Genomic DNA, 21,120 nt, shown 5'->3' on the forward strand with positions numbered 1-21,120 from the left:
CGGTCACCAAGTCATCGAATCCTGGAGCGTGCCGCTGGGCCCCCGGATCACCACGCGGACTGTTTCGCCCGGGCGACCGCGATACGACGTCGCCTGGTACCGCCCGTCGCCGCTCAGGTTCGCGGTGTAGTTGCGCCACACCCCGCTGCCTGCGGCGGACGCGTAGAACTCGATCTGGTAGTTGCCACCGTCGAGGTTGTCGTAGTCGAACGCGAGGAAGGCACAGGAGGAATGGGTGCACCCGTCCTGTCCGACGGCACTGCTACCGGCACGCATCGTGACGGATGCGGACGGCGGCGGAGGTGGAGGCGTCGGGTCCGGCTCCGCGCGCTGGTTACGTGTCGCGCTCCCACTGGGCTGGCCGTGCTCGTTGCGCACCTGAACCTCGATGCGGTGCATCTCCTCCCAATTGCCACCGACGCTCGCCCGGTCGTTGCGGCTGCCCCACGAGGACCAGCCACCGCCATCGATGCGGTACCGGCTGGAAGCGATGGCGGCGCCATTGTTGTTCGCACTCGTGGTCCAGGTGAACGTGACGCGCTGCCCGTCCGCCGACGAGCTGAGTGAGATCGCTCCGGCGCCCGGCGGGCCGTACGTACTGAAGTTGCTCGAGGAATCGCTCCACGCGCCGCAGTAGGTATTACACGCACGAATCCGGATCTGGTAGTTCTGCCCGTCGCTCGGCACGGTGAACACGCCGTTGCTCGGCACCGCTTGCGCTGAGCCACCGCTCAGGGAGTACTCGTACCGGCTGATCTCCTGGCCGTTGTTGCTCGGCGCCGAGTAGCTCATCTCGGCCGTGTTGTCGGTGCCGGTCGGTCGCGCGCTCACGCCGGTGGTCTTGCCCGGTGCGCCGAAGGAACGCACGCTCTCCGACTGCGGCGAGACCTCCGAGCTGCCGGACCGGTTCGTGGCCACCAGCGTGAAGTGGTAATCGTGCGCGTTCTCCACCCGCACCTCGCGGGAGGTCTCGTTCGCACCCGGGGTGAACGTCTGGGCCAGCGCACCGTCCTGGTACATCCGCAGCTCGTAGGCGGAGATCGGATCACCGTTGGCATCCGGTGCGCGCCACGAGACCTGCAGGCGGCCACCGGCGGAGTCGTCGATCCGCGAGGCGCTCGGTGCCTGCGGCCGCAGCGGCGGACCGGAGGGGTGCTCGGCCACCGACCACTCGCTCCACAGGCCCGGCTCGGGGGCATCGTTGAGCGCACGCACCCGGAAGGTGTAGTTCTGGCCGTTCGTCAGCCCTGTCCAGACCATCTCGGTGCCGGTCACGGACTGCTGACCCGCGCCGCCGGAGGGAGAGATCTGCACGTCGTAGGAGGAGATCGGCGTGCCCTCGTTCGCCGGCTCCGACCAGTCCAGGCTGAGCTCGCCGTCGCCGAACTCGACCGTCGGCGCGCCGGGCGCCTCCGGTCGCACATCCGGGGTTGCCTCGGCGGAGGCGGCGCTCTCGGGCGAGTCACCGACCGCATTGGTGGCCAGCACGGTGAACGTGTACGTGGTCCCGTTGGTGAGGCCGGTGATGGTGCAGGTGGTGGTCGCGCACGCCTGCGAACCGCCGCCGTGGCTGACGGTGTAGCCGGTGATCGGGGCACCGTTGTCCTGCGGAGCCGTCCAGCTCAGCGTCACCTCGCGGTTGGCGACCTCCTCGACCAGCGGGATGCTCGGCGCTTCGGGGACCCCCAGCACGGCGGCGGTGATCTGCCCCTCCACGGCGCGGCTCGCCTCCCCCGTCACGTCCACCACCGTGTACGTCACGCTCAGGCGGCCCACGAAGTCCGCTCCCGGGGTGACCACCACCTGCTCGCCGCTGATCTCGGCATTGCCTTGCCCGCTGGTCACCACGGCGCCGAGGATCTCGCGCGGCTCACCCGGGAACGGGTTGGAGTCGTTGGCGAGGACGTCCGCAGTCACCGAGTCACCCTGGAAGACCTCCCCGAGGTCGTCCGGGTTGGTCGAGATCAGCGGCCGGTTGCTCGCCGTCGCCTCCAGCACGATGGTCGCCTGCACCGGGTCGGACTCGCCGTCGGTGACCTCGATCGTCAGATCCTGAGAGGACCCCGCCGGGGTGTCCTCATCGGCGGAGACGGTGAGGATGTAACCGTCCAGCGCGGCCTGGAAACCGGGAGCCTCCTCGGCGATCCGGTACTGCAGGTCCGTGGAGACACCATCGGGGTCCTCCGCGAGTCGTGCGATGTCCAGGTTGACGGCCTCCCCGCCCTGCTCCGCGGCGAGGGAGCCGTCCCGCATCCGGGGCGGCTGGTTCTCGGTGGAGACCACCATGATGTCGAGCGTGACCACGGAGGTGAGGATGTCGTCGTCGTTGATGTCGAGGGCGTCGGTCACCTCGAATGTGAGGGTCGCCGGCCCGGCGTAGGTGCCCTCGGAGGTGTACTGGACCGTATCGCCGTCCACCACCGGGCTGGAGCCGTCGGAGTTGGTCGCCCGCACCGAGCTGGTGTCGGCGAGCTGGACCGGCTGGCCGGAGAAGGCCACCACGTAGTCGTTGATCTCGATCGTCTCGGTGACCCCGGACTCGACCTCGATGACTCCCGTGTCCGGGCGCAGCACCGGCCCGGTGTCCTCGGTCCCGGGCACCTCGATGAACGCATAGGAGACCAGGTCGTCGCTGTCGGTGATCCGGTAGGTCACCACCTGCCGGGTCGGGGTGAGGGTGATCTGCACGCCCTTGCCGTCCGGGGAGGTGGCACTCTCCTGCCCGTCCGGGATGTCGACCGTCAGGGCCTCGACGCTGCCGTCCGGGTCGGAGTCGTTCTCGAGCACGTCGACCGTAATGACCTCACGGTCGAGGATGGCGGCAGGAGGGACCACGTCATCGACGGCGACCGGCGGCTGCAGCGGGCTGTCGGGGTCGACCGTGACCGTCAGCAGGCCGCTGGCCGTCCCGCCGTGCAGGTCGCTGACGTGATAGGTGATCAGGTGGTCGCCGGTCGACTCCGGCGAGATCAGTGCGACCTTGCCGTCGCGGACCTCCGGGTCGGTCCCGGGGTGCTCGGAGAAGGCCGGATCGTCGAAGGCGAGCTGGTCGCCGTCGGGATCGGTGTCGTTGGCGAGGACGTCCACCGAGATCGGACGCCCCGGGGGCACGGTGATCTCGTCGTCGACGACCACCGGCGGGCGGTTGACGCTCGGGGGCGGGATCACCCCGACCGTCACCTCGGCCGAGGCGATCGCACCGAGCCGGTCGCGCACCGAATAGGTGAACTCGTCCGTGCCGGCGGAGTCGGTGAAGGCCTGGTAGTCGATGTAGGTGGCGCCCACCTCGACCACGCGGCCCAGCGCCGGCGGGCTGTCGACGCCCAGCAGCTGCACCGAGTCGCCGTCCGGATCGATGCCGTAGGTCTCGATCGGGATCCGGATCCGCTCCCCGGAGAACGCCCTGGTCTCCACGTCCCGCGGCTCCGGGGCGCCGTTGGCACCGTCGGCGCGGGCCTGGACGTAGATCCGGATGGTGGCCGAATCCTCCCGGCCGTACTCATCGACGATCCGGTAGACCGCCGTCAGGGTGCCCGCCTCGTCCGGTGCCTGGAAGCGCACCACGTCCCCGGCGGTGAACATCACGCCACCGGCAGGCTCCTCGGCGATGGTGGGATCGAGGCTGAAGTCGAAGCCGTTCGGGTGGGAATCGTTGCTGAGCACGGGGATGGTGACGTGGTCACCGGCCCGCACGCGCACCTCGTCCGGGACGGCGATCGGGGCGCGGGTGCCCGTCTCCGCATCCAGCGGCAGCACCAGCACCTCGCCCTCCCCGGTCCGGGTGCCGTTGGAGACGGTGTAGTCGATCGTCACCGGCGTCTGCAGGGTGCGGTCGGAGGTGATCCGCAGCACCCGGTGCTCCAGGATGGACACCCGCAGGCCGTAGCCCTCGGGCACGTCGATCTGCTGCACCGCCAGCACGCCGCCGGCCGGGTCCTCGTCGTTGGCGAGCACGTCCACCAGCACGGTGCCGTCCGGGGGCAGGTAGGCGGTGTCGGTGGCGGCAACCGGGTCCAGGTTCTCCGGGGCGCGCACCGAGACGCGCACCAGTCCGGTGGCGGAGAGGCCGTCGTCATCGGCCACCACGTAGACGACGTAGTAGTCCCCCGGTGAGGACGCGGTGAAGCTGAAGGTGTTGGAACTGGTGCTCTGGCGGATCTCGGCGCCGTCGGCGCTCTGCACGTTCGCGAGCCGCAGCGGGCGGTCGTTGGGATCGAGATCGTTCGCGATCGGGTCGATCTCGATGGTCTCGTCCACGAAGGCGGTCGCGTAGTCGAAGACGGCCGTCGGCGGCTGGGCCGCGGCAGGAAGGATCTCGACGTCGATCAGCACCTCGGCCGTCGCGGCGCCGTCGCTGACCTCCAGGCGCACCTGGCGCTGACCGGTGGGCACGCCCGGGTCCACGATCGAGATGAGGCCGTTCGGATCGGACTGGACCTGCAGCCCGGCGTCCTCCAGGGTGCGGGTCACGTAGACCGCATCGCCGTCGGGGTCGAGGACGTCGTTGAGGACGTTGACCTCCGCCGACTGGCCCGAGGCGATCTCGGCGGTGATCTCGGTGAGCTGCTCGGGCGGGCTGTTCTGGCCCTCCGGGATCACCTCCAGATCCACGGTCGCGGTGTCGGTGCCCCCGCGGCCGTCATCGGCCACGTACTGGAAGCTGGTGATCCCGCTGGCACCGGGGGCGACGCGCACCTGCAGCGCCCGGCCGCCGAGCACCGTCTCCAGCTGCCCGAAGGACTCCGGGATCTGCCCCTCCGGTGCCGCGGTGAGCAGGTCGCCGTCGGCATCGGAGTCGTTGTGCAGCACCGGCAGCACGGCGATGCGGCCAGCGCGCACACCGAAGGAGTCCGGGACCGCGACCGGAGGGCGGTTCTCCGCCTCCCGGTCCAGCTCGACCTCGCGCTGCTCGAGATCCTGGGACTCCTCCTCCTCGGTCTCGTCCTCCTCCGTGGGCGGGATGGAGGTCTCCCAGTTGTCGACCAGGACGAGGGCGTCCTCGACCATCCAGGAGTTCCCGGTGGCCAGCTCATTGAGCACCACATAGGAGCGGTTGACCCGGAACACCAGCTCACCGCCGGTGGCCGAGGGCACCTCCAACGATTCCGCGGCCTGATCGCCGCACTGGCGCAGGTACCCCGCGGGCAGGGCGGCCCACGCGCTGTGCACGCAGCCGGCCACCTGCACCGGCTGCGCCGGCTGGCCCGCCGAGGGCGAGCGCGTCACCCGCGGCTCGCTGCCGTCCAGCGGCACGGTGATCAGCGCGTCGCTGGTGGCGATCGCCACCACGTTCCCGCCCCGGCTGGGGGCCTGCAGCCGCGCCGAGGCTCCGTCCACCTCGAGCCCGGTGAGATCGACCGGGTCCTGGTCCGGGCGCACCAGGGTCAGGTCCTCGGTCTCGGCGTCGAAGGCCAGGGCCACCGGCTCGGAGCCGACGACGCTCAGCTGGGTGGCGGCGCCGTCGAAGACGGAGGGATCGAGCTCGGTGGTGACCGGATCGGTGCGCTGACCCGGGCCGAACGTCAGCAGCTGCCCGGTGTCGGTGTCCAGCCCGTAGGCGGTGCCGTCGTCGGCGATCGCCTGTGCGGCATCCTCGCCGAGCACCGCCTGCGGCTCCTCGGTGGACTCGGTGAGCACGTCGAGCCCGTCCAGACCGAGCACCCGCCACTCGCCGGTCTCCTCCACCAGCACGCCCACGGTGTTGTCACCGAGCTGGACGTCGGAGCCGGTGGGCAGCGGCACGGCGCTGCCGCGGACGGCGACCGAGACGGGGTCCACCCGCTGCAGGGTCTGCCCAGCACGGTCACGGATGAAGACGACGTCCTCGCGCTGGAGCAGGTCGACGTCCTGGCTGAGCGCGGCGAGCGCCGCGTCGATCTCGCCGACGGGGAAGTTCAGCCTGCCGACCAGGATGGACTCGTTGTTGGAGACCCAGACGCCGCCGTCGTTGAGGTCGACATCCGCGGTCGCCACACCCTCGTAGTTCAGGCTCAGCGCGACGACGGTGCCGAGCACCAGCGAGAGGACGGTCGCACTGGCCACCGTGCGCCTCTTCGGGCGCGTCGCTGCCCTCCACCTCACGTGGCTGCCTGCCCCTCGCTCGTGATGACGCCGATCGTCATGTCCCTGCCAGCGGTCAGTCTAGAGTGCACCGCCGCCGTGCCGGTCCCGGTGGGACGGAGAGAACTCCCCATCGCCGCTGCCGCTCACTGAACGGCGGCCTCGCCGTCGGCTCGCTCGGCCCGTTCGGCTGCTGCACTCTCGGCATTGGCCTCCAGCAGCTCCAGGTCCGCCGCCACCACCAGGCGCGAGGCCACGGCGTGCTCGACCAGGCGGGCCCGGCGGTTCACCGCGAGCTGCCCGGGGGCCCCGCGCAGGCCGCGCACGCCGAACCGGGCCAGCTTCTCGCAGACGTTGTCGAGCTTGCGGTTGAACCGGGTGATGGCCCAGCCCAGCCGGGCGGCGGCCTGCGCCGACGTCGGGATCGAGGCGGTCGAGCCGCGTCCGCGCAGCACCGGCTCGGCCAGGGAGATGATGAGCAGCTTCTGGGAGTCGGTGAGGGTGACCGGGCCGATGGTGGTCTCGCCCACCTGCGTCGACCCCGGCGAGGTCGCCTCGAAGCTGGGCGAGTCGCCGACGATGCCGAGCTCGTAGGTGGTCGGGCCGGCGGTGAAGAGCACCGAGGTGTGCGCGAACACCAGCGGCAGCCTCGCGCCCGGTGCCAGCCATGCCTGCATGTTGCCGTCGGAGTCGGCAACGGTGGCCGAGATCCGGCTGCCGACGTTCTCCAGCCACCACAGGTCGTCATGGCGGGAGATCGTCAGGAAGCGCCGGTGCAGATAGGGGTTGTCGTCGATCTCCAGATCGCCCTCGCGCCCGATCTGGAACGTCTGCCCCTCGCTGACGTCGAACCACTCACCGCAGAACTCCACCTGGACGTTCATCGTTCGAGGATCCTCCCGCTCACGCACATTCCTCCGGATTGTCCGCCGCGGGCGAGACCGCCCTCGTCTCCGCGTCGATGCTGCTCACCGTCACGCACACCCGCTCGGCGTCGTCGGTGAGGGTGACCTCAGTAGCGCCCCCGACGGTACGGTACTCCCCTTCCAGCGAGCCCTCGGTCACCTCGTAGGCGAACTCGAGGTCACGTTCGTGCTCCGGAACGGCCCAGCTGACCTGGACCTGCTCGCCCTCGCGGACGAGGGACACGGCCTCGGGAGCCGGGGGCTCCTGCGCAACCGTCACCGTGGGCGGCACATAGGTGGGGCCGGAGGGGTCGTCCGGTCCGGGATCGTCGGCGTTGAGGGCTCCGTAGGTGACGACGGTGACGGCGCCGGCCACCACGAGCGCGGCCACCCCCGCCACGAGGGCGGTCCGGGCGCCCCGGCGGGTGGGGGCCTCCTCCCCCGGGTGCTCACCGGCCGGCTCCGGGTCCGCGAAGCCCGGCGGGCTCGCCTGGGCGGAGGTGACACCGCGCAGCCGGGTGGCGGCGTCGTCCCGGAGGCCGGCCGGCACCGAGCTGATCGAGCGCACGCGGGTGCGGTCGCCGTCGTCGGGTGCCGAGGGCGCCTCCATCCAGGAGGTGTCGGGGACGTCCAGGGAGGTCGGCGTCAGGTGCAGCTCCTGCTCGATCTGGTGGATCGCGCGGGCGAGCTCGGCGGCGCTGCCGAACCGGCGGGCCGGTTCTTTCGCCATCCCCCGCGCCAGCACGGCCTCCAGGGACGGGGGGACGTCGTCACGGCCGATCGGGGGCACCGGGTCCCGCTCGATGCGGGTGATCAGGTCCAGCGCCGTGTTCGGGCGGCCCGGCAGCTCGAACGGCGACCGCCCCGCCAGCAGGGTGTAGATGGTGGCCGCGAGGGCGTACACGTCCGCCGCGACGCCGCGCGGGGCGTCCTCGGCGAAGAACTCCGGCGCCGCCCACGGGATGGACATCCCCGCCTGCTCGCCGTCGGCGGCCGCGGGCGTGCCGGTGGCCACCGAGATCCCGAAGTCGGTCAGGGCCGGCCAGCCGTAGGCCGTGGTCAGCACGTTCGCCGGCTTGATGTCACGGTGCAGGATGCCGGCCCGGTGCGCGGTCTCCACCGCACCGGCGAGCCGGACGGCGATACGCAGGCACTCGGCCACCCCGAGCCGCTCGTTGCGGTATCGCACCGAGAGGTTGGGCCGAGGGCAGTACTCCATCACCAGATAGGGTCGCCCGTCGGCCGTGGTGTCGGCGTGGAAGATCGTCACGATCGAGGGGTGCGTGGACAGCTGGGCCATGAGGTTGGCCTCGGCCGTGAACTGCTCGCGGCCCTCGGGGGTGACGGCGCTGGCCAGCAGTGCCTTGACGGCCACCTCCCGGCGGGGCATGAGCTGGCGATAGAGGAAGACGTCGGCGAAACCCCCGCTGCCCAGCAGCCGTTCGTAGCTGTAGCCGGGGATGGCCGGGGGTTCGGAGGGTGGGCGTCTGGTCACGGCGGCGGCGCCGGGGCCTCGATGGTGCCCGTGACCCCGTCGCCGAGGTCGATCCGCGTGTCCGCCCGGACCGGGACGGCCTCGCCGGCGTGCAGGCGGCGCGGCGCGCTGCCCGGCAGGACGACGATCGTGCCGTTGGTCGAGTTCAGATCGGTGACGAGCAGGTGGTCACCCTCGCGGCGCAGCTCGACGTGGGTGCGCGAGATGTCCTGCTGCGGGCTGGGCACGGTCACCAGCCGGGGCTCGACGCCGGCGGCGAAGCGCTTGGACTCGGGGGCGCGGCCGATCAGCACGGGCCGATCGAGGGCCACCCGCAGGCCGGTGGAGAGCAGCAGCACCTCGACGGCCTCCGTGACGGCCTCCGTGGCCGGCTGGGTCGGCGGCGCCTGCCCGGCCTCCCCCGGGGCGGCCGCCGCGGCGCCACGCATCGCGGCCACCTCCGAGACCAGCATGGTCGATCCGTCGTGGTCGCCCTCCCAGGCGCCCGCCGGTCCCGCGCTCTGCCGCCCGCTCTGCTGGGCCGGGGGCGCATCGACGGCGGCATCCGGACCGGGATCGCGGCGGCGCGGTACCCGGATGGTGTGCTCATCGATGTCCTGCTCAGCCGGCACCTCGTCCGGGGCGGCGAACGAGGCCGGCGGAGCGGAGGGCTGGGAGGAGCGGACCGACCACGGCAACGAGTCGATGATGCTCGGGCCTGCCGGGGGTTCGGCGCCCGGGTGCATCGTCGCCTCGGAGGCGAGCACCGACCGCAGTGCCGACTCCGACGCCGCGTCGGGTGCCGAGGCAGGCTCGGGCTCGGGCTCGGGCTCGGGCTCCGGTGCCGGCTCGGCCTCGGGCTCGGGTGCTGACTCCGGCACGGACTCGGGCTCCTGCTCCGGTACGGACGCCGGCTCGGCTACGGGCTCGAGGCCTGCTCCGGCGGGCGGCGCTGCCGCCGCACACACCACCTCGGCCTGAACCACCCCGGCCACCAGCGGGATGCCGTCGGGGCCGGGAGCCGCGAGGCCGTCGCCCGAGGCGACCGTGACCACCTCACCCGAGGGCAGCGGAACCACTGCCTCCCGCCAGGTGCTCATGCCCTCGGCGCGCAGCACCTGCTCGCCCACGGTGACCACCGCGCCGCCACGCACCAGCACCCGCAGCCCGGTGTCGGTGCGCTGCGCCAGGGCGAAGTCCGCCAACCCGGTGATGCCGCCGCCGGCGAGGGCCTCCAGCCACTCCCCGATCGGGGCGCCGGCCGCCATCGCCTCCCACAGCACCAACACGTCCTCGACGGCGTAGCCGGGGTGCAGCAGCGCCGTTCCCGAGGGCGTCACCACGGCCGTCCACGCCCCCGTCCGGTACCGCGACCACTGTTCGCCGGTCATCGCCATGTGCTCACGTCCCTCCCGCCGGTGACACGTCCTCCACGAGGCACCGTATCGGCCACGTCATCGCCCGTGGACTCCACGCGTGGAGCGGTGGCACTCACGTCCGCGCCCGGGCCGTCGACCACGATCACCGAGACGTTGTCCCGCGCTCCCCCGTGCACGGCCGCCGCCAGTAGCCGGTCGGCGGCGTCCCGCGGCGAGGCCACCTCGCGCAGCACGGCACCGATCTGCTCCTCGTCGAGTTCGTCGGTGAGACCGTCGCTGCATATCAGCAGGCGATCGGAACCGGCGTGCAACCGCCAGAAGTCCACCTCGGCGTCCTGCCCGGTGTCCACGGCACGGGTGATGACGTTGCGCTGGGGATGGCGGCGCGCCGCTGCCCGGTCCAGCGCCCCCGACTCCACCAGCTCCTGGACCACCGAGTGATCCACGCTCACCTGCGTCAGCTCACCCTCGCTGAGCCGGTAGATACGCGAGTCCCCCACGTTGAGCACCAGCCAGAACGGCTCCGACTCGTGCACCGTGAGCACCGCGCCGGCCACCGTGCTGCCCGCCGTGATGGGCGAGCCGTCGGCGTCGCGCTCGTCCCGCAGGGCGTCCCGGATCGTGCGTTGCGCGGCATGGACGGCCTCCAGCACCTGCTCGGGCCGCACCTCCCGGTCGGGGTCGCACTCGCCGGCCAGCCGGTCGAATGCGGCGATGACGGCGCGTGAGGCGAGCTCACCGTGGATGTGCCCGCCCATGCCGTCGGCCACCACGAACACCGGCGGGTGGGCGAGGACCGCGTCCTCGTTCACCGCGCGCCGACCACCCGTGTCGGTCCTGACACCCCACGCGATCTGCACCCGAACGCCTCATCCCTGTCCCACCCGGGCGGAGGGCCCGGGCCGTGGAGTCGATCCTAGAGGTTCACCGGCGCTCAGAAGACGGTGGGGAAGACCCCCCAGTACGCCGAGATCAGCAACAGCAGCGCCGCACCGAGGTGGGCGGCCCACCAGATCAGCACCTGCCCGGGGGCGAACCGGCGCCCGCCCAGCGTGCGCCACGCGTTCACCGCTGCGTCCACCGACCGCACCCCGACGGCGACCGCGAGGATCCCGAGCGCGTGCAGCGCCACCCAGCCTCCGTTGACCACCAGATCCGCACTGCGGTAGTTCAGCGCCAGGTCCGCCACGTAGGCCACATAGGCGCAGAACACCACCAGCACCGCGAGCGCACCCAGTCCGGTCGCGGCGGTGTAGCGGGCCAGCGGCGGCGGCAGCGGCCGGCGGCTGCGCCGTCGGACCCGCGCCGAGACCAGCCCGAACGCCCACACCACCGGCCCGATCGCGAGCAGCACCAGGGCCGCGAACAGCGACCACACCAGCATGTCCCCGTCCGCATACCAGCGTGGATGGTCGACCGGAGCCGCCCGGAACTGCTGCTCGGGCTGGGCCCCGGCCACCTGGGGTGCGGCGTCCGCCGTCGCCGGCAGACCGGCCGTCCACCGGGCGAGCACATCCACGAAGCCCTCGGCCAGCTCGCCCTCGATGCGCAGCCCATGGTTCGCGCCCGCGAAGTAGCGGACCGTGAGGTCGTCGTTGCCGACCGCCTCGATCGCGTCACCCACGACCAGCGGCCCCTGCACGATCGGCATCGAGGGGTCGTCGGTGCCGTAGACCATGAGCACCGGCTGGTGCAGCTGGCGCAACCACGGTTCGGCGTCGAAGTCGGCGTACTCGAAGCCGCCGCCGGGCGGCTGGGCACCCACCCCCCGGGGGATCGCGCGCAGCAACGCCTCCGGCACGCCGACGTTGCGCAGGTACTGGTCGGCGGCGAACGCCACCTGGGCCCGGGGCGGTACCACGGGCGCGGAGACCAGCACCACGAAGCCCACGCGCGGCTCGATCACGGCCGCGATCGGGGCGATCCACGCCCCCTCGCTCTCGCCGTACAGGCCCACCCGTCCGGGATCGACGCCCGGGCGGTCACGCAGGTAGCGCCAGGAAACCAGATAGTCCTGGGCCATCGCCGGGTAGTTACGGCTGGCGGTGGTGTAGGTGTCCAGGCGTTTGGCCGGCACCAGCACGTACACCCCGGCACTGGCCAGCGCGCGGGCGCGCTCGGTGAAGTTCGTGTGCGAGCCGGTGCCGGCCCCGTGCAGGAAGACCATGCCGGGGCGTCCCTCGGCAGCGCCCACCGGCGAGGTGAGCGTCGCCTGCACGTGCGCGCCGTCGAGCTCGAGGTCGACGACCTCCTGGGCCACCTCGTAGGTGCCGACGGGGTCGGTCGTGGCCTCGGAGCCGATCGCGACGTCCGAGGTCTCGGTGACGATGACCTCGTCCATCGGCTGCGGGGTCCACCGTGGCCCGGCGAGCGAGCCGAGCAGCCCGAAAGCGATGACGAGGGCGAGCACCACCATCAGGTTCCGGTACTTCACCGTGACACCCTAGCCATGCCCTCGCCCTCCCACCGGCGCGGCGACACGGCGATGCGCGCGCGAGAGCACAACCCGCACCCTCAGAAGCCCAGGCGCTGCAGCTTCTTCGGGTCCCGCTGCCAGTCCTTGGCCACCTTGACGTGCAGGTCCAGGTACACCGAAGCGCCCAGCAGCGCCTCGATGCCGGTGCGTGCCCGGGTGCCGACCTCACGCAGCCGTGCCCCCTTGGTCCCGATGATGATGCCCTTCTGGGAGTCGCGCTCGACGAAGAGGTTCACCCGCACGTCGAGGAAGGGCCGGCCGTCGGACCGGGTGTGCTCACGCTCGACGATCTCCTCCACGACGACGGCCAGCGAGTGCGGCAGCTCCTCGCGCACACCCTCCAGGGCCGCCTCGCGGACGAGCTCGGCGACCATCACCTGCTCGGGCTCGTCCGTCAGCTCCCCATCCGGGTAGAGCGGAGGTGAGACCGGCATGTGCGAGCGCAGCACGCCGATCAGCTCGCTCATCTGGTAGCCGGTCCGCGCGGCCACCGGGATCACGTCGGCCCACTCCCCCAGCTCCGAGACCGCGAGCAGGTGCTCGGCCAGACGGCCCTTCGGGACCAGGTCGGACTTGGTCACCACGGCGATCACCGGGCTCCGGGTCTCGGCCAGCTTGGCGGCAATGAAACGGTCGCCGGGGCCTACCTTCTGGTCGGCTGGAAGGCAGAAGGCGACGGCGTCGACCTCGGCGAGGGTGCCCGTCACGAGCTCGTTCAGCCGCTCCCCGAGGAGCGTGCGGGGGCGGTGCAGTCCCGGCGTGTCGACCAGGATCAGTTGCACGTCCTCGCGGTGGATGATGCCGCGGATCGCGTGCCGGGTGGTCTGCGGCCGGCCCGAGGTGATGGCGACCTTCTGGCCGACCAGCGCGTTCGTCAGGGTCGACTTCCCGGCGTTCGGCCGGCCCACGACGCACACGAAGCCGGCGCGGTGGTCGGGCGGGACCCCGTCGGGCATCGGCAGGACAGGTTCGTGCTCAGTCATCGTCACCCTCACGTCGCGCGGCCAGGAAGGTGAGCAGCAACTGGCGCTGCAGACCGAACATCTCCTTCTCCTCCTCGGGCTCGGCGTGGTCGAACCCGAGCAGGTGGAGGATGCCGTGCGTGGTCAGCAGCAGCATCTCCTCCTCCGCCGAGTGACCGGCCGCAGCCGCCTGGACCCTCGCCACCTCCGGGCAGACGACGATCGAGCCCAGCATGCCCTCGCTCGGTTCACCTTCCACACCGGGGCGTAGCTCGTCCATCGGGAAGGAGAGCACGTCGGTGGGACCGTCCTCGTCCATCCACTGCACGTGCAGCTCGCTCATCACCTGCGTGTCGACGAACCGGATCTCCAGCTCGGCCTGCGGGTGCACGTGCATCGCGTCCAGGACGTGACGCGCGAGTGCCGCGAACTCGGTCTCGTCGAGCCGGTCCCCGGACTCGTTGGTGATCTCGGTGCTCATTGCCGCCCCTGGTGACCGCGGCGGGAGTGCTCCGGGCGAGCCGTGCCGCCACCGCGTCCGGGGTGGCCCGGGCGGGTCTCGAACCGGGAGTAGGCGTCGATGATGTCGGCCACCAGCCGGTGACGGACGACGTCGGCACTGGTGAGGCGGCAGAACGTGACGTCGTCGATCTCGGTGAGGATGTCCTGGACCACCCGCAGCCCCGACTCCGCCCCGCCCGGCAGGTCGACCTGGGTCACGTCACCGGTGACGACGATCCGCGAGCCGAAGCCCAGCCGGGTGAGGAACATCTTCATCTGCTCGGCCGAGGTGTTCTGCGCCTCGTCCAGGATGATGAAGGCGTCGTTGAGGGTGCGCCCGCGCATGTAGGCCAGCGGCGCCACCTCGATCGTGCCGGCCGCCATCAGCCGCGGGATCGACTCCGGGTCCACCATGTCGTGCAGTGCGTCGTACAACGGCCGCAGGTAGGGGTCGATCTTGTCGTTGAGGGAGCCGGGCAGGAAGCCGAGCCGCTCCCCCGCCTCGACCGCCGGACGGGTCAGCACGATCCGGTTGACCTGCTTGGCCTGCAGCGCCTGCACGGCCTTGGCCATCGCGAGATAGGTCTTGCCGGTACCGGCCGGGCCGATGCCGAACACCAGGGTGTTGCGGTCGATCGCCTCGACGTACTCCTTCTGACCCAGCGTCTTGGGCCGGATCGTGCGCCCTCGGCTGGAGAGGATGTTCATCGTGAGCACCTGCGCCGGCCGTTCCCCGGCGGGGCTGGTCAGGATGGTGATCGCGCGCTCGACGGCGTCGGCCGTCAGCGGCTGCGCGGAGGAGGCGATCTCGCTGAGCTCGTCGACGAGCCGCTCGGCGAGGGCGACGTCGCCGCCTCGTCCCGTGAGCGTCACGACGTTGCCGCGCACGTGCACGTCGACCTTGGGGAACCCGGACTCGATGGCCTTGAGGACCTCGTCGCGCTGACCGAGCAGCGCCACCATCGGCACGTGCTCGGGGATGGTCACCTGGCGCTGGACGGAGTGGTCGCGGCCCTCGGGTCCGGCGGGAGAACTGGTGTCGGTCATGGGCGAGGCCTGGCGGCCCGAGCTTCCCCTCGTGGGTCGGTAGTGGCTACGTGCTGGTCACTGACGATGGTACCCAGCCGCGCGGGCGGGGGCGCAGCGGATATGCCGGTCAGGCCCACCGGCCGAGCCGCTCGGCCAGCGAGGCGAGGGCGACCGGGCCCGCTGTCGAGGTCCGCAGCACGTGTGGGCCCAGCCGGACGCTCTGTGCGCCGGCGGACACGAGTGCCGCGACCTCCGCCTCGGTCAGGCCGCCCTCGGGGCCGACGACGACCAGCACCTGCGCGGCCGCCGGGGTCACCTCGGCCCGGGCGATCGCCACCTCGGCCTCCTCGTGCAGCACCAGGACGCCGTCACCGGCCGCCACTCGCTGGGCGACGTGCTCGGTGAGCGCGCCACCCACCAGCAGCTCGCGCACCTGCGGGACCCGGGCGCGGCGCGCCTGTTTCGCCGCGGCCACGGCCACCTGCTCCCAGCGGGCGCGGCCCTTGCGTGCCTTCTCCCCGCGCCACTGGGAGATCGAGCGCTCGGCCTGCCACGGCTGGACGACGTCGACTCCGACCTCGGTGGCCGCCTCGACGGCCAGTTCGTCGCGTCCACCCTTGGCGAGCGCCTGCACGAGCACCAGAGCCGGCCGCGGCTCACTCTCGGTGGAGATCTCCTCGGCGAGGGCCCTCAGGCCGGCGTCCGGCCCGGTGGTGACCTCGCTCACCGTGGCCCGCACCCTGCGTCCGGCGCCGTCGACGACGTCGATCGCCTCCCCGGCGCGGATGCGCCGCACCGTGGCGGCGTGCCGGCCCTCGGCACCGGAGACCGTCACGGTCTCGCCCACGAGCACGCCGTCGAGGTCCCCGACCACGAAGACCGGCCGGCTCACCGCCCGTGCAGCTTCTCGCGCAGCCGGGAGAAGACACCGCTGCCGGCGGGCGCGAGGCGGGCCTCCGGGCGCTCCTCCCCGCGCAGTCCGGCGAGATCACGCAACAGCCGTTCCTGGGACTCGTCGAGCTTCGTGGGCACCGTGACCTGCACGTGCACGTGCAGATCACCGCGGCCGCCGCCGTTGAGGTGCCCGATGCCGAGCCCCTTGAGGGTGACGATCTCGTCCGGCTGGGTGCCGGGCCGGATGTCCAGCTCACGGACGCCGTCGAGGGTCTCCAGCTCGAGCAGCGTGCCCAGGGCGGCCGCCGTCATCGGCAGCTCGGTGGTGCAGTGCAGGTCGTCGCCGCGCCGGGTGAAGACTGGGTGACGCTTCTCGCGGACCTCCACGTACAGGTCACCGGGCGGGCCGCCGGCCGGGCCGACCTCGCCCTGGCCGGTGAGCTTGATCCGGGTGCCGTCGTCGACCCCGGCGGGGACGTTGACCCGCACGCTCCGGCGGGTGCGCACGCGCCCCTCGCCGGCGCACTCGCTGCACGGGTCGGTGATGATCGTGCCGAAGCCGGAACAGTTCGCGCAGGCCGAGGTGGTCATCACCTGGCCGAGGAAGGAGCGGGCCATCCGCTGCACCGAGCCGCGGCCGTGGCAGACCTCACAGGTGCTCGGGCTGGTGCCGGGCCGGCAGCAGGATCCCTGGCAGGTGGTGCAGATGACGGCGGTCTCGACCTCGATGTCCTTGCTGACGCCGAAGGCGGCCTCGGACAGCTCCAGGGAGATCCGCAGCAGCGCATCCTGCCCGCGACGGGTACGCGAGGCCGGTCCCCGGCCACCACCGCCACCACCGGCCGCGGCCTGGAAGAACGTCTCGAAGATGTCGGAGAACCCGAAGCCGGCACCGCCGGCCCCCGCACCACCGGGCTGCTGGCCCATGTCGTACATCTGGCGCTTCTCGGGGTTGGAGAGCACCTCGTGGGCGGCGGCGATCTCCTTGAACCGGTCCGCGTTCTCGACGCCGGCGACATCCGGGTGGTGCTGCCGGGCCAGCTTGCGATAGGCGCGCTTGATCTCCTCGGTACTGGCGTCGCGGGAGACTCCGAGGGTCGCGTAGTAATCGGTCACGTGTTGCCTTCTGTGTCGCAGGTGTGGGAGTCAGCCGCCGAGGAAGCGGGAGAGATAGCGCGCGACGGCCCGGACGGCGGCCATCGTGGTGGGGTAGTCCATGCGCGTCGGGCCGAGGATGCCGAGCTGCCCGATGGATGCTGCGCCCTCGCCACCGTAACCGCTGGCGACGATGGATGCTTCCTGCAGGTTCTCATGGTGGGTCTCGCGACCGATCCGCACGGCCAGCGGGTGGTCCGCGCCCCGGCCGCCCATCCCCTGCTCGGCGTCGTCAGCGGCCATCTCGCTCAGCAGCCGCAGCAGCACTACGTGCTCCTCCAGCGCCTCCAGCACCGGCCCGATGGTGCGGGTGAAGTCGACGTCGGCACGGGCCAGGTGCGCGGTGCCGGCCATCACGATCCGCTCCTCGACGTCCTGGGAGAGGGTGTCGGTGATGGTGGCGAGCACGGCCGTGACCAGGGCCCGGTCGGCAGGCCGGAAGGCCTGCTCCACATCGGTCAGCACCGAGCGCAGCCGGGCCGCGTTCCGGCCCGCGACCTCGGCGTTCAGCCGTGCCCGCAGCTCGGCGACCATCGTCTCGTCCAGGTCCTCGGTGGCCTCGACCCGGCGCTGCTCCACGCGCCCGTTGGCCGTGATGATCACCACCAGCAGGCTCCGCTCGCCGGTGGGGATCAGCTCCACGTGCCGCAGGGCCGAACGGCGCAGGGAGGGGTACTGCACGACGGCGACCTGCTGGGTGAGGTGGGCGAGCAGCCGCACCGTGCGCTCGAGCACGTCGTCGAGATCGACGGCGCCCTCCATCAGCTCGGCGATGGCGCGGCGCTCGACCGTGGACAGCGGTTTGATCACCGAGATCTGATCAACGAAGAGCCGGTAGCCCTTGTCGGTGGGGATGCGCCCGGCGGAGGTGTGCGGCTGGGCGATGTACCCGTGTTCCTCCAGCGCCGCCATGTCGTTGCGGATGGTGGCCGGGGAGACGTCCAGGTTGTGACGGTCCACCAGGTTGCGTGAGCCGACCGGTTCACGGCTGCGCACGTAGTCCTGCACGATGGCCTGCAGCACCTGCAGCTGGCGCTCCGAGCTGGACATCCTCACCTCCCTGGCGATCAGCACTCGATGACGGTGAGTGCCAATTCTACGCGGTGCGCGGGCGGGCGGCGGCGTCGCTACCCGACCCGCGTGCCGCCGCGGCGGCGGCCCGGTCCGGTCGTAGGCTCGCGGGGTGATGAACGACCGGTACGGCTCCGACGTCCTCAGCAGTGATCCACACGCGCGCACCCGGCCCCGCACGGTCGAGGCAGCCGCCGAGCCCGGCCTGGTGGTCGAGGAGGTCCAGAGCGGCTGGGTGGGCGCCGTGGTCGCCGTGGAGAAGAGCGGCGGTCAGCACGTGGTGGTGCTGGAGGACCGCCGCGGCCGCACGCGCACGTTTCCGCTCGGTGCCGGCTTCTGGGTGGAGGGCAAGCCCGTGCGCCTGGTCCCCCACCGCGCCCAGGCCGCCCCCGCCGGGCCGGCCCGCACAGCGTCCGGGTCCCGGGCGGTCGCCGGTGCGAGGGCACGGGTGGCACGGGGTTCCCGGATCTGGGTCGAGGGCCGCCACGACGCCGAGCTGGTCGAGAAGGTGTGGGGCGAGGACCTGCGGATTGAGGGGGTCGTGGTCGAGATGCTCGACGGCGTCGACAATCTGGCCGATCGCCTCACCGAGTTCGCGCCCGAGCCCGGGCGCCGCGTAGGTGTGCTCGTCGATCACCTGGTGGCGGGCAGCAAGGAGTCGCGCGTGGCCCAGGAGGTGGTGCGCCGCTTCGGGTCGAAGCAGGTGCTGGTGGTGGGTCACCCCTACGTCGACGTCTGGCAGGCGGTGAAGCCGGCGCGGCTGGGCCTGCAGGCGTGGCCGCACGTGCCGCGGGGCACCGACATCAAGGTCGGCACGCTCACCGCGCTGGGCTGGCCGGCCGGTGATCAGGCCGATATCGCGCGGGGCTGGAAGAAGATCCTGGGCACGGTCCGCGACTACCGCGACCTGGAGCCGAGCCTGCTGGGCCGGGTGGAGGAGCTCGTCGACTTCGTCACGGCCCCGTAGACCCCTCGGCGTAGCAGCACGAGAGCCGCCGGCGCACAGCACCGGCGGCTCTCGTGGGTTCAGGCCTCAGTTCGGCAGGCCTCAGTTCGAAGCGGGCACCCGGCCCGCGTTCTTGCTGTACAGCCAGGACACGGCCAGCACCACGACCGGGGCCGAGACCAGCGTGCCGATGCCGCACAGCGCCGCACCGACCGCGTTGGCGACCATGCCCAGCAGCAGCACGATGATCGTCTGCCCCGGGGTGGCCAGTGCCAGCTTCACCGAGGACGTGATCGCCTCGATGACGTTCTGGCCCTTGTCGAGGGCGAAGTACACGGCGTACACGCCGAAGAAGACCACGGCGAGCGGCAGCACAAACGTCCAGGACAGCAGCGAGGAGGCCAGGCCGAGGACGACGGCCACGAGCGCGACCTGCAGGGGGTTCGGGATCGCGAAGAAGTCCCGCACGCTGACGCGCTTGCCGTGGACGGTCTGCAGCGCCGCGTTGGCCACACCGGCGGCCGCGAAGATCCCGACGATGAAGGCGACCAGCACCAGCAGGATCGTGCCGAAGGCACCTGCGGAGGCGAACGCCATTGCCTGGGCCTCGCTGTTGATACCGCTACCGAAGACGCCGATCGCGGAGAGGATCGCCACCCAGATGACCGAGACGACGATCACGATCGCGGCCCAGGCGAGCTGGCCGAGCACGAAGGTGCTCCAGTTCGCCTTGAACGCGCCCCACGCCCACCCGAACCCGTCGGTGGCCTGCGGCTCGGTCGGGGCCGCACCGTACTGACCCTGCGGCGCGGAACCGGGCTGCCCGTAGCCGGGCTGCGGCGGCGGAGGATAGGCCCCGGCCGGCTGCTGACCGTAGGCCTGCACGGGCGGCGGCGGATCGACCGGCGGCGGCCCGGACTGCTGGTGCGGCGGGGGCGGCGGTGTCGTCCCGGCCGGCGGCGGCTGGACGCCGGGCGAACCGTACTGGTCGGGCTGACCGTACTGGGGCTCGTTCGGTGCGTCCGGCACGGGCCGGGACGGCTCGTGGGGTTCGTTCGGCCGGCCGGGGCCGGCCGGGGGCTGCTCACTCATCGTTCACTCTCGCTTCTGATCGGCGATCCGTGCGGACCTGACACCGTCACGGAGTCAGGCACCGACGGTTTCGTACATCGGACGGAGCGACCGTCCTCACTTGGGGGCGATCGGCTGACCGCTGAAGGACCGGTAAGCGTAGGCGGTGGCCACCATCGCCATCGGCAGCGCGATCAACAAGCCGAGGCCGCAGGCCAACGCTCCGAGAATGGAGATCCCGATGATCGCCAGCACGAGCAGGATCGTCGATCCGGCGTTCTGCTGCACGAGCTGGACCGAGACCTTGAGGCCCTCCAGCCACGGCAGACCGCGATCGATGATCGCCGCCATCGTGAAGATCACGAAGACCGAGGCCACCAGCACGATCAGCCCACCCAGGATCGGGATCAGGTTGAGGATCGTGGTACCGAGGGCCCACACGAGCGCCCAGATGAGCGCGTTCTGCATGTTCGGCACCTGGAAGATCTCGCCGAAGCCCGGCTTGTTCCCGGCGGTCTCCCGCAGCGCGGCGTTCTGGGCCACGGCCTGCACGAAGCCGCCGACGAGGGCGATCAGCAGCGTGGAGATCAGGCCCATGAAGGTGAACGACTGGCCCGCCACCATGTCGAAGTTGTTGCTGGAGGACATGTCGAACGCGGCCATCGTGCCCGGGTCGAGCAGGCTCAGGACGACAACGGCCACCCCGGCGAGCAGGGCACCGACGATCCAGACGAGCGGGTTGCCGAAGACGGTCTTCCACGCAAAGCCGAGCGCCGCGCCGACACTGAACGGCTGTGGGCCACCGCCGTATCCGGCACCGCCCTGGCCGTACTGGCCCGCGTTGACGCCGGGGGCCTGCGGCGGCCCACCGTAGCCGGCCCCGGGGGCGCCGTACTGACCGCCGGCTCCGGGCCCGGGCGGCGGAGGCGACTGGAAGCCGCCCTGTTCCGGCGAGGGATAGCCACTCGGCGGCCGCGCGGCGGCGCCGTAGGGCGGCTGGCCGGGGGCCGGGGTCGGCGGCGGGGTCGGCGGCTGTTGCGGTTGGCCGTAGGACGGCTGCTGCGCCGGGTCCTGCGGCTGTCCGTAGGACGGCGGCTGCGGCGGGTCCTGCGGCCGCTGCTCCGGATCGTGCGGTCCATGCTCCGGTGGTTGCTGGCTCATCTCTCCCCAGTCGTCGTGCGGGCCGTCACGGTGACG

At 71.9% G+C, this 21,120-nt stretch carries 15 protein-coding genes; 1 reads left to right on the forward strand and 14 read right to left on the reverse strand.

Going from position 1 to position 21,120, the window contains the following annotated elements; all coding sequences use genetic code 11:
• Positions 1-3: 3 nt before the first annotated feature.
• The 12 genes from LQF12_RS09400 to hrcA all read right to left on the reverse strand — a co-directional run bounded on the left by LQF12_RS09400 (position 4) and on the right by hrcA (position 17,885).
• On the reverse strand, positions 4-6,042 hold the full coding sequence (locus LQF12_RS09400; RefSeq protein ID WP_231052678.1) for an Ig-like domain-containing protein: 6,039 nt from the start codon (positions 6,040-6,042) through the stop codon (positions 4-6).
• A gap of 164 nt (positions 6,043-6,206) precedes the next feature.
• Positions 6,207-6,944: an FHA domain-containing protein gene (locus tag LQF12_RS09405; RefSeq protein ID WP_231052679.1), complete on the reverse strand. Its 738-nt coding sequence runs from the start codon at positions 6,942-6,944 to the stop codon at positions 6,207-6,209.
• Positions 6,945-6,963: 19 nt separating this feature from the next.
• On the reverse strand, positions 6,964-8,460 hold the full coding sequence (locus tag LQF12_RS09410) for a serine/threonine-protein kinase (RefSeq protein WP_231052680.1): 1,497 nt from the start codon (positions 8,458-8,460) through the stop codon (positions 6,964-6,966).
• Positions 8,457-9,830: an FHA domain-containing protein gene (locus LQF12_RS09415; RefSeq protein WP_231052681.1), complete on the reverse strand. Its 1,374-nt coding sequence runs from the start codon at positions 9,828-9,830 to the stop codon at positions 8,457-8,459. The genes LQF12_RS09410 and LQF12_RS09415 overlap by 4 nt, the downstream gene beginning before the upstream one ends.
• Complete coding sequence (locus tag LQF12_RS09420; RefSeq protein ID WP_231052682.1) at positions 9,827-10,630, reverse strand: PP2C family protein-serine/threonine phosphatase; 804 nt, start codon at positions 10,628-10,630, stop codon at positions 9,827-9,829. The genes LQF12_RS09415 and LQF12_RS09420 overlap by 4 nt, the downstream gene beginning before the upstream one ends.
• Before the next feature lie 122 nt (positions 10,631-10,752).
• A complete protein-coding gene (locus LQF12_RS09425; protein ID WP_231052683.1) occupies positions 10,753-12,252 on the reverse strand; it encodes an alpha/beta hydrolase family protein in 1,500 nt (499 codons plus the stop codon).
• A gap of 80 nt (positions 12,253-12,332) precedes the next feature.
• Entirely contained in the window at positions 12,333-13,277 is a 945-nt protein-coding gene (gene era, locus LQF12_RS09430; protein ID WP_231052684.1) for a GTPase Era, read from the reverse strand.
• Complete coding sequence (gene ybeY / locus LQF12_RS09435; RefSeq protein WP_231052685.1) at positions 13,270-13,737, reverse strand: rRNA maturation RNase YbeY; 468 nt, start codon at positions 13,735-13,737, stop codon at positions 13,270-13,272. The genes era and ybeY overlap by 8 nt, the downstream gene beginning before the upstream one ends.
• On the reverse strand, positions 13,734-14,804 hold the full coding sequence (locus LQF12_RS09440) for a PhoH family protein (protein ID WP_231052686.1): 1,071 nt from the start codon (positions 14,802-14,804) through the stop codon (positions 13,734-13,736). The genes ybeY and LQF12_RS09440 overlap by 4 nt, the downstream gene beginning before the upstream one ends.
• Before the next feature lie 109 nt (positions 14,805-14,913).
• The gene (locus LQF12_RS09445) at positions 14,914-15,678 is read right to left on the reverse strand and encodes a 16S rRNA (uracil(1498)-N(3))-methyltransferase (protein WP_231052687.1); all 765 of its coding nucleotides are present in this window, start codon (positions 15,676-15,678) and stop codon (positions 14,914-14,916) included.
• A complete protein-coding gene (dnaJ, locus tag LQF12_RS09450) occupies positions 15,675-16,796 on the reverse strand; it encodes a molecular chaperone DnaJ (protein WP_231052688.1) in 1,122 nt (373 codons plus the stop codon). The genes LQF12_RS09445 and dnaJ overlap by 4 nt, the downstream gene beginning before the upstream one ends.
• Before the next feature lie 30 nt (positions 16,797-16,826).
• Positions 16,827-17,885 (reverse strand): heat-inducible transcriptional repressor HrcA, encoded by a 1,059-nt coding sequence (gene hrcA, locus LQF12_RS09455; RefSeq protein WP_231052689.1) that lies wholly within the window; start codon positions 17,883-17,885, stop codon positions 16,827-16,829.
• 136 nt (positions 17,886-18,021) lie between these two features.
• Here hrcA and LQF12_RS09460 point away from each other — a divergent pair, with 136 nt between their 5' ends.
• Positions 18,022-18,873 (forward strand): DUF3097 domain-containing protein, encoded by an 852-nt coding sequence (locus LQF12_RS09460; RefSeq protein ID WP_231055575.1) that lies wholly within the window; start codon positions 18,022-18,024, stop codon positions 18,871-18,873.
• 81 nt (positions 18,874-18,954) lie between these two features.
• Here the strand turns inward: LQF12_RS09460 and LQF12_RS09465 are convergent, their stop codons facing one another.
• Complete coding sequence (locus LQF12_RS09465; RefSeq protein WP_231052690.1) at positions 18,955-19,944, reverse strand: hypothetical protein; 990 nt, start codon at positions 19,942-19,944, stop codon at positions 18,955-18,957.
• Positions 19,945-20,040: 96 nt separating this feature from the next.
• Positions 20,041-21,084: a DUF2189 domain-containing protein gene (locus LQF12_RS16420; RefSeq protein WP_290370677.1), complete on the reverse strand. Its 1,044-nt coding sequence runs from the start codon at positions 21,082-21,084 to the stop codon at positions 20,041-20,043.
• Positions 21,085-21,120: the final 36 nt, after the last annotated feature.

Origin of the sequence: Ruania suaedae (assembly GCF_021049265.1) — a bacterium.
GTDB classification, from domain to species: Bacteria; Actinomycetota; Actinomycetes; order Actinomycetales; family Beutenbergiaceae; genus Ruania; species Ruania suaedae.